This window comes from Sphingopyxis sp. (assembly GCF_035250425.1).
Lineage (GTDB): Bacteria > Pseudomonadota > Alphaproteobacteria > Sphingomonadales > Sphingomonadaceae > Sphingopyxis.
On sequence record NZ_DATFFD010000299.1, the window covers coordinates 62,521 to 70,041 of the forward strand.

The window sequence follows — 7,521 nt, forward strand, 5'->3', positions numbered from 1 at the left end:
CCGCACCCGGTATCTCCTATTCGGTCATGTCCTTCATCATGCGATCGACCTTGATCATCGCCTCGCGCTTGATCTGGCAGATGCGCGCGGCGCTGACGTCGAGCGTCAGGCCGATTTCGTGCAGGTTGAGCTCTTCGAAGAAATAGAGCTGGAGCACCATCTGTTCGCGGTGCGACAGGCGGCCGACGCACTGGCGCAGCGCCCCCATCAGATCCTCCTGTTCGCACCGCTCGGCGGCGCCCGTATCGTCGTCGGCCGCTAGGAAGGCGCCGATATCGCTGAGCTCGTCGAGCGAGGTCGACCGGCCGTGCGTTGCGTTGCGTTCGAGCGCGAAATAGTCCTCGGCCGACATGTCGAACGCGACTGCCATTTCGGCAGTGGTGGGCGCGCGCATCAATTGCTGTTCGAGTGCGGCGCGCATCGCGTGAATTCGCTTCGCCGCGACCATCGCCGAGCGACCGACATCGGCCTCGCGGCGCAGCTGGTCGATCATCGCGCCGCGGATGCGCGTCGTGGCATAGGTGGCAAAGGCGAAACCGCGCTCTTCATAATTGCGGCTCGCCTCGATCAGCGCGATCAGCCCGGTCTGGATCAGGTCGTCGAGCTCGCTCGTCCGCGACACGCGCGAAAACACCTGCCAGGCGATCTTGCGGACCAGCGGCGAATATTCCTCGACCAGCGCCTCGACGCTTTCGCCATAGCCCCGCGCGCGTGGCGCGCGGCCGATGGACCCGGCAAATTGCTCGGCGGGCTCAATTCTCATGTGGTTGGTCCTCCATGTGGGCCTCTGGCCCGGACGCGAGGCGGGGCACTTCGGCGCCGATCGTCGCGACGATTTCGGTCTGCTTGGTCGCCGGAATCTCGAGGTAGGAGATGACGGCGACGTCGGGAAAAGTGGCGCGCACGAGGCGCGAGAGCGCGGAGCGACAGATCGGCGAGGCGACGAGCGCGAAGCTGCGCGTCTGCAGCAGCAGCGGTTCGACCGCCTGGCCGACCTGTTCGATGATCGTCATCGCCATGCCATGCTCGAACGGCCATTCGGCGGCGGGATTGGCGCGCACCGCCTGGTTGAGCAGGACCTCGACCTCCGGGCTGAAGGTGACGACGGGCAGCGGCATCCGGCTCGGCACGATCGTCTGGACGATCAGCGCGCCGATGCGCTGGCGCACCGCTTCGATCAGGTCGATTTCGCCGAGCTGCTGCGGCGACAGCGCCACCATCGCTTCGGCTATCTTGCGGAAATCGCGCAGCGGCACGCGCTCGACGAGCAAGGATTTGCAGAGGCTCGCGACGCGCGGCAGCGAATAGCCCTGTGGGCTCAGATTCTGCGCGAGCTGCGGATAATGGGTCTTGAGATTGTCGATCAGCGCCTGCGCATCGTCGATGCCGAACAGTTCGGCGGCGGCGCCTACGATGCTGTTGTTGAGGTGCGTCGCGACGACGGTCGCCGGATCGACGACGGTATAGCCCGCAGCGATCGCGTCATTCTGCATCGCTTTCGGAATCCACAATGCGTCGAGGCCAAAGGTCGGATCCTTGCATGGGCGGCCGATGACCTTGGTCACGAGGTCGCCCGAATCGAGCGCGAGCATTTCGTTGGGGAAGACCTCGTCCTCGCCGACGATTACCCCGGCGACCGAGATGCGATAGAAATTGCCGGGCAGCGACAGATCGTCGCTGACCTTGACCGGCGGCACGACGAAGCCGAGTTCCTTCGACAATTGGCGGCGGATGCCCGTGATGCGCGTCATCAGCGGCGAGCCCTTGCGTTCGTCGACGAGGGTGACGAGCGCATAGCCGATCTCGAGCTGGCATGCGCTCGCGTCGCTGACGTCGGCCCATTCGATAAGCGACGGGTCGGGCGCAGGGGCGGCGGGTTCGGGCAGGTCGGCGACCGCGGCGGCGCTGCGGCGCAGCTGCCAGCCGATACCGAAGGACAGCGCGGCGGCGGGCAGGATCAGCATCTGCGGCATCGCGGGAACGATGCCCAGGATGAAGAGAATGCCGCCGACCGCCATCCAGATCGCGGGCGAGGCGAACTGCCTGCCGATCTGGCCGCTGAGGTCGAAGGGCGAGGCGACACGGGTGACGATCGCCGCGGCGGCGATCGAGAGCAGCAGCGCCGGGATCTGCGCGACGAGCGCGTCGCCGATCGCCAGCGTGACATAGGTGCTGCCGGCTTCGGAAAAGCTCAGCCCATGGCTGAAGATGCCGAGGATCAACCCGCCGACGATATTGACGAACAGGATGAGGAGGCCGGCGACCGCATCGCCCTTCACGAATTTCGACGCACCGTCCATCGAGCCGTAGAAATCGGCCTCGGTCGCAACTTCGACACGGCGCGCCTTGGCTTCTTCGGGGCTGAGCAGCCCGGCGTTGAGATCGGCGTCGATCGCCATCTGCTTGCCCGGCAAGGCGTCGAGCGTGAAGCGCGCCGACACTTCGGACACGCGGCCGGCGCCCTTGGTGATCACGATCAGGTTGATGATCATCAGGACGAAAAAGACGAACAGGCCGACGACATAGTCGCCGCCGATCAGCACCTGGCCGAAAGCCTCGATGACATGACCGGCCGACGCGGTGCCTTCGTGGCCGTGGACGAGCACGACGCGCGTTGAGGCGACGTTGAGCGCGAGCCGGAACAGGGTCGCGAGCAGCAACACGGTCGGGAAGGCGGAAAAGTCGAGCGGTTTCGATGCCTGCAGCGCGACCATCAGGACGAGCAGGCTGATCATGATGTTCGCGACAAAGCTGATGTCGAGGATCAGCGGCGAGACCGGGATCACCATCAGCCCGACGAGGATCAGCATCCCCGCGGGCAGCGCCGATACTCCGGCGATGCGGCCGATGTTGGCGAGGTTGAAACCGCCGGTCATGCTGCGCCTCCCGAAAGCGACGCGAGCCGCCGATAAGCCTCGGCGGCAAAGCCCATCGAAAGCTTTTTGGGCATAGGTTGGATATCCATCATCTGGAGGGGCGGGCGCCCATTCCCTTCGGCACCGCCAGTCCCCGCGAGGCCACTCGAACTGCTCGCTTGCGCGTGCCAGCCCGAAGGGGCGAAGGGCTTCATATTTTCGATCTTGCCGCCGTCTTCGAGCTTCACGCGAAAGCGTTCGCGGATCTCGGCGAGGCTACGCATGCTGCCGTCAGGGGCATAAAAGACCGACCGGTTCGCGGCCGCGGCCTCGGGCATCATCGATGCGCCGGGCTGGTCGGGGTTGGTTTCGAGCGCGGTCAGAAATTTGGCGGCGCCGCCGCTCCCGAGGAAATGCGCGAGATAGAGGTCGACGGGCTCGGCGCTGCGGCCGATCCGGCTTTCGATATAGTCGCGATTGTCGCCGGTCAGCGCGGCGGCCATATTCGACGAGGCCGTCGGGTCGTCGCGCAGGTCGAGGATCTGCTGGCGGAGTGCTGGATCGGCGACCGTCAGCCGGCCCGACGCGTCGCGGCCGATCGCATCGGCGGCCCAGGCGAGGCCATGGTTCGCGCCATGGCGGTCGAGCGTCGCGAGCCAGGTCTGCTTGGTGAACTGATACAGGCCGCGTGCCGAAGAAGTCGGCGCCTTCGCGGTCGGATCATAGCCGCTTTCGACGCGAGCGACGTCGAACAGATAATCGAAATCGATCCCCGATCGCGCCGACGCATTCTGCACCGCATCCATCACGGGGGCGGCGATGCGGGTCGAACCCCGAGGATTGTTGATTGCGTTCATGGCTGTTGGTTCCGCTTGTTCAGCAGACCAAAAGCAATCATCGTGCCATTTTGCGAAAATGGCTCGAATTTATCGGATTGTCAGTAGCTTAAAGCCGCTCCGCGCGGGCGGGTGCCACGGATTTCGTGGTTCTTGTCAATCCGCTGACGCGTCCAGTTCTTCAATATATTGACGCGCATCGCGGCGGCTTCGAGCTGGCCGAGCGTCTTGCCGATCAGCGCGCGGGCGCGATGTTCGCTGCCCGCGGGGATGCTCGCGCCGCGAAAAAGGATCACGGCCGTTGCCAGTTCTTCGGTCGCCGCGATGATCGCGCCGGCGTCATGCCCGTCGAGCGCCCCGACCAATGTTTCAAGCCGCGATTCAATTTCTTCCATCTGCGCCAGCATCATTCGGCCCCGCCGCCGAAATCGAGCATTGCGCTCGCGATGATCGCGGGGTGCACGCCATAGCTGTCATTCGCGATCGCGGTGCGCAGCGCCGCGACGCGCGCGATGTCGACCGGCGGCGCCTGGTCCGCGAGACTGCCCGCGAGGCGGGTCAGCCGTGCGGTCGGCAGATTGTCCTGCGCCGGCTGGAGCTGCGCCGGGGCGCGCATCGCGGTCGCCGCTTCGCTGGCGACCCTGCGCAGCGGGCCGGCACGGCCGATGCCGCCGACTGGTCCGATCTTGCTGTCACCCGACATAAAAGCCTCCATCCGGTGCCGTCAGAAAAGTGACGACGCGGTTCACGAAGGCTTTAACGGATGGTGCATGCGGCGATTAAGGCGACCGGTCGGAAAAAGACAAAAGAAAGGCCCGGCGCCGTCGGAAAGCCGACAGCCCGGGCCATTGCATGGGTCAGCGAGAGTGAAATCAGTCGTCGAGACGTGCGCGGCCCGGACCGGTGACGGTGGCGCTGAGCGTCGATTTGGCGTCGTTTCCACGTAGGGCAATCGTCTCGCCGACGCGGCCGTCCTGCGTCGCTATGGCGGCATAGCTGATCGAATAGGTTTCGGTCTCGATCGTCACGCGGACATTGTCGCCGCGGCGGATGATGGGTGCGCTTGCCGCGGGGCGCGCGAAGCTCGCCGCGACCGGCGATCCACCGGCAGGGGCGGTCATCGGCACGCGCAGGCGCCAGCCGAGCGAGGCGCAGCGGACCGCGAGCGTCTGGGCGTCAACTGCGGTCACCGACGCCTGTTCGGGGCAGCGCGCCAGCTTGATGCGGCGATCGACCGGGGTCGCGTTGCGGCCCATGGCATTGGCGACCATGTCGGTCAGCACGTCGATCGTCTGCCAATCCTCATTGCCCTGCTGCGCCTCTGCCGCAATCGGGGCGGCGAGTGAAAGGGTGGCGGCGCATGCGGCGAGGCGCGTGAGAATGTTACGGGACAAGATTCCATCTCCTTCGGTCCAAAATGGTCGCCTGATAAACTGCAGGAAGCGTGCCAGTCGCGGTTTGATGCGCGATTTCGCGGGGCTGTGTGCGTCGTCGTCAGATTTTTGACGAGCCAAGTGGACCACAATCACGGTGACACATTAACCAACGGAAAAATATAGAAAAACTCCGCTTGGCACGGCCATTGCATAATGCCTTGGTGTTTTTCCGCGCGTCCGTGCCAACCGGCCGGATCCCGGCGAAAGGAAGTTGATGATGGCATCCGAGAAACTCTTTGGTCTGCACGCCACCGCGCTGCAGCTGCGCAGCCAGCGCATGATGATGCTCGCGTCGAACATCGCGAACGCCGCGACGCCGGGTTACAAGGCGCGCGACCTCGATTTCGCCAGGGCGCTCGACCTGGCGCAGCAGGGCGGCTCGACCGAGGGGGCGGTTTCGTACCGCGTCCCGGTCCAGGCGTCGCTCGACGGCAATACCGTCGAAATGGCGACCGAGCAGACCGCCTACGCCGAAAATGCGCTCGCCTATCGCTCGAGCCTGTCGTTCCTCAGCGGGCGTATCAACACGCTGACCCGCGCGATCAAGGGCGAATGACGATGAACGGCAATTTCTCGGTCTTCGACATCAGCGGCCGCGCGATGTCGGCGCAGCTCGTCCGGCTGAACACCACCGCGTCGAACCTCGCCAATGCCGGAACGGTCGCGGGCAGCGAAGCGGGCGCCTTCCGCTCGCTGAAGCCGGTGTTCCGCACCGTGATGGACGGACAGGGCCGCGCGACGGTCCAGATCGACCAGGTCACGACCTCGAAAATGGCGCCGTCGAAACGGCACGATCCGTCGAACCCGCTCGCCGATGCCGACGGCAACGTGTGGGAAGCCGCGGTCGATAGCGCCGCCGAGCTGGTCGAGATGGTCGAGACCGCGCGCCAGTATCAGAACAATGTCCAGGTCCTCGAAACCGCGAAAGGCCTGATCAACGAAACCTTGAGGATGGGACAGTAAGATGAGCGTCAACAGCATCACCAACGCCAATAATGTCGTGCTCCAGCCCAAGGGCGGCCAGCAGATGGGGCAGAGCGATTTCCTGCGCCTGATGACCGCGCAGCTGTCGCAGCAGGATCCGTTCAACCCGGTCGATAACCAGCAGATGGTCGCGCAGATGGCGCAATTTTCGAGCCTCGCCGGGATCAGCGAGACCAACACTACGCTTCAGCAGATTTCGGAGCAGCTCATAGCGCAGACCCAGCTGCTCAAGGACATCAAGGCGGCCACACCGGCGCCCGCGCCGACGCCGCCCGCCACTTAAGCTCCCATTTTTCAGGAAGGATCAGTCCATGTCATTCTATACTTCGCTTTCGGGCCTCAAGGGCGCGCAGACCGACATGTCGGTCATCTCGAACAATATCGCGAACGCGGGCGCGGTCGGCTTCAAGCGCAGCAAGGCGCAGTTCGGCGATATCTTCGCCTCGTCGCCGACGCAGTCGACGAAGATGATCGCGGGTCAGGGCACGCGCCTCAACGGCATCACCCAGCAGTTCACGCAAGGATCGTACGAAGCGAGCGAAAAGACGCTCGACCTCGCGATCGTCGGCGAAGGCATGTTCATCGTGAAGGGCGAACCGCCGCGCGAGGCCATCTCCTATACACGCAACGGCTCGTTCGAACCGACCCCCGACCGCTATGTCATCGATTCGACGGGCGCGAAGCTGCAGCTGCTGCCGATCGACGCGAACGGCAATGTCACGAACAACACGCTCGCTGGCGCCTTCGACCTGCGTCTGCCCGCGGGTGCGCCGACCGATCCGACCTCGGGTCTCGTCAACGTTACGATAGGCCTTGACGGCCTCGTCACCGCGACCTTTGCGAACGGTGAAGACCAGAAGCTCGGCAAGGTCGCGATGGCGACCTTCCCGACGATGTCGGGTCTGCGCCCCACGGGCGACGCGCACTGGCAGTCGACGGGCGAAAGCGGCCCGCCGACGATCGACGCCGCGACCAACGGCCCGATGGGCGCGGTCCGCTCGGGCGCGCTCGAACGCTCGAACGTCGATATCACCGAGGAACTGGTGATGCTGATGGCTGCGCAGCGCAATTTCCAGGCGAATGCCAAGGCGATCGAGGGCGCGTCGCAGCTGACCCAGACGATCATCGGCATGCGCTGACGTATCCCTGACCGCCGCCTGCCGGGAGACTATCGATGGACCGCCTTATCTACACCAGCCTTGCCGCGATGCGGGGCAGCATGTCCCGGCAGACGGCAATCGCCAACAATCTGGCAAACGCCCAGACGCCGGGCTTCCGCGCCGACATGGCGAGCGCGCAGTCGCTGTGGCTCGACGGCGACGGGCTCGATGCGCGCGCCATGTCGTCCGAGGAAGTGCTCGGCGCCGACATGAAGGCGGGCACCGTCACCCAGACGGGGCGCGACCTCGA

General features: G+C 65.0%; 11 protein-coding genes. 5 read left to right on the plus strand and 6 right to left on the minus strand.

Annotated elements, in window-relative coordinates; genetic code table 11:
- Positions 1–16 precede the first annotated feature (16 nt).
- From VJ811_RS18260 to VJ811_RS18285, 6 genes are all read right to left on the minus strand, one after another.
- On the minus strand, positions 17–763 hold the full coding sequence (locus VJ811_RS18260) for a FliA/WhiG family RNA polymerase sigma factor (RefSeq protein WP_324075019.1): 747 nt from the start codon (positions 761–763) through the stop codon (positions 17–19).
- On the minus strand, positions 753–2,876 hold the full coding sequence (flhA, locus tag VJ811_RS18265) for a flagellar biosynthesis protein FlhA (protein WP_324075021.1): 2,124 nt from the start codon (positions 2,874–2,876) through the stop codon (positions 753–755). The genes VJ811_RS18260 and flhA overlap by 11 nt, the downstream gene beginning before the upstream one ends.
- Positions 2,873–3,712 (minus strand): transglycosylase SLT domain-containing protein, encoded by an 840-nt coding sequence (locus VJ811_RS18270; protein WP_324075023.1) that lies wholly within the window; start codon positions 3,710–3,712, stop codon positions 2,873–2,875. Before VJ811_RS18270 ends, flhA begins: the two co-directional genes overlap by 4 nt.
- A gap of 80 nt (positions 3,713–3,792) precedes the next feature.
- Positions 3,793–4,086 (minus strand): hypothetical protein, encoded by a 294-nt coding sequence (locus VJ811_RS18275; protein WP_324075024.1) that lies wholly within the window; start codon positions 4,084–4,086, stop codon positions 3,793–3,795.
- 11 nt (positions 4,087–4,097) lie between these two features.
- Positions 4,098–4,394, minus strand: coding sequence for a flagellar biosynthesis anti-sigma factor FlgM (locus tag VJ811_RS18280; RefSeq protein WP_324075026.1), 297 nt, complete (start codon positions 4,392–4,394; stop codon positions 4,098–4,100).
- A 169-nt stretch (positions 4,395–4,563) separates the two neighbouring features.
- Positions 4,564–5,085: a flagella basal body P-ring formation protein FlgA gene (locus tag VJ811_RS18285; RefSeq protein WP_324075028.1), complete on the minus strand. Its 522-nt coding sequence runs from the start codon at positions 5,083–5,085 to the stop codon at positions 4,564–4,566.
- A gap of 259 nt (positions 5,086–5,344) precedes the next feature.
- Between VJ811_RS18285 and VJ811_RS18290 the strand changes: the two genes are divergently transcribed.
- From VJ811_RS18290 to VJ811_RS18310, 5 genes are all read left to right on the plus strand, one after another.
- The gene (locus tag VJ811_RS18290; protein ID WP_324075030.1) at positions 5,345–5,683 is read left to right on the plus strand and encodes a flagellar basal body rod protein FlgB; all 339 of its coding nucleotides are present in this window, start codon (positions 5,345–5,347) and stop codon (positions 5,681–5,683) included.
- Positions 5,680–6,090: a flagellar basal body rod protein FlgC gene (flgC, locus tag VJ811_RS18295; protein ID WP_324075032.1), complete on the plus strand. Its 411-nt coding sequence runs from the start codon at positions 5,680–5,682 to the stop codon at positions 6,088–6,090. Before VJ811_RS18290 ends, flgC begins: the two co-directional genes overlap by 4 nt.
- Position 6,091: 1 nt before the next feature.
- The gene (locus VJ811_RS18300) at positions 6,092–6,394 is read left to right on the plus strand and encodes a flagellar hook assembly protein FlgD (RefSeq protein WP_324075034.1); all 303 of its coding nucleotides are present in this window, start codon (positions 6,092–6,094) and stop codon (positions 6,392–6,394) included.
- A gap of 28 nt (positions 6,395–6,422) precedes the next feature.
- Positions 6,423–7,250, plus strand: a complete 828-nt coding sequence (locus VJ811_RS18305; RefSeq protein ID WP_310255930.1) for a flagellar hook basal-body protein — start codon at positions 6,423–6,425, stop codon at positions 7,248–7,250.
- 35 nt (positions 7,251–7,285) lie between these two features.
- A partial coding sequence (locus tag VJ811_RS18310) for a flagellar basal body protein (RefSeq protein ID WP_324075038.1) occupies positions 7,286–7,521 on the plus strand: 236 nt, incomplete at its 3' end.

Excerpts from the sequence above, each read along its gene's own strand:
- VJ811_RS18260 (WP_324075019.1), bottom strand. The coding sequence starts at position 763 with ATGAGAATTGAGCCCGCCGAGCAATTTGCCGGGTCCATCGGCCGCGCG.
- VJ811_RS18290 (WP_324075030.1), top strand. The coding sequence starts at position 5,345 with ATGGCATCCGAGAAACTCTTTGGTCTGCACGCCACCGCGCTGCAGCTG.
- VJ811_RS18300 (WP_324075034.1), top strand. The coding sequence starts at position 6,092 with ATGAGCGTCAACAGCATCACCAACGCCAATAATGTCGTGCTCCAGCCC.
- VJ811_RS18275 (WP_324075024.1), bottom strand. The coding sequence starts at position 4,086 with ATGGAAGAAATTGAATCGCGGCTTGAAACATTGGTCGGGGCGCTCGAC.
- VJ811_RS18280 (WP_324075026.1), bottom strand. The coding sequence starts at position 4,394 with ATGTCGGGTGACAGCAAGATCGGACCAGTCGGCGGCATCGGCCGTGCC.
- flhA (WP_324075021.1), bottom strand. The coding sequence starts at position 2,876 with ATGACCGGCGGTTTCAACCTCGCCAACATCGGCCGCATCGCCGGAGTA.
- VJ811_RS18270 (WP_324075023.1), bottom strand. The coding sequence starts at position 3,712 with ATGAACGCAATCAACAATCCTCGGGGTTCGACCCGCATCGCCGCCCCC.
- VJ811_RS18305 (WP_310255930.1), top strand. The coding sequence starts at position 6,423 with ATGTCATTCTATACTTCGCTTTCGGGCCTCAAGGGCGCGCAGACCGAC.
- flgC (WP_324075032.1), top strand. The coding sequence starts at position 5,680 with ATGACGATGAACGGCAATTTCTCGGTCTTCGACATCAGCGGCCGCGCG.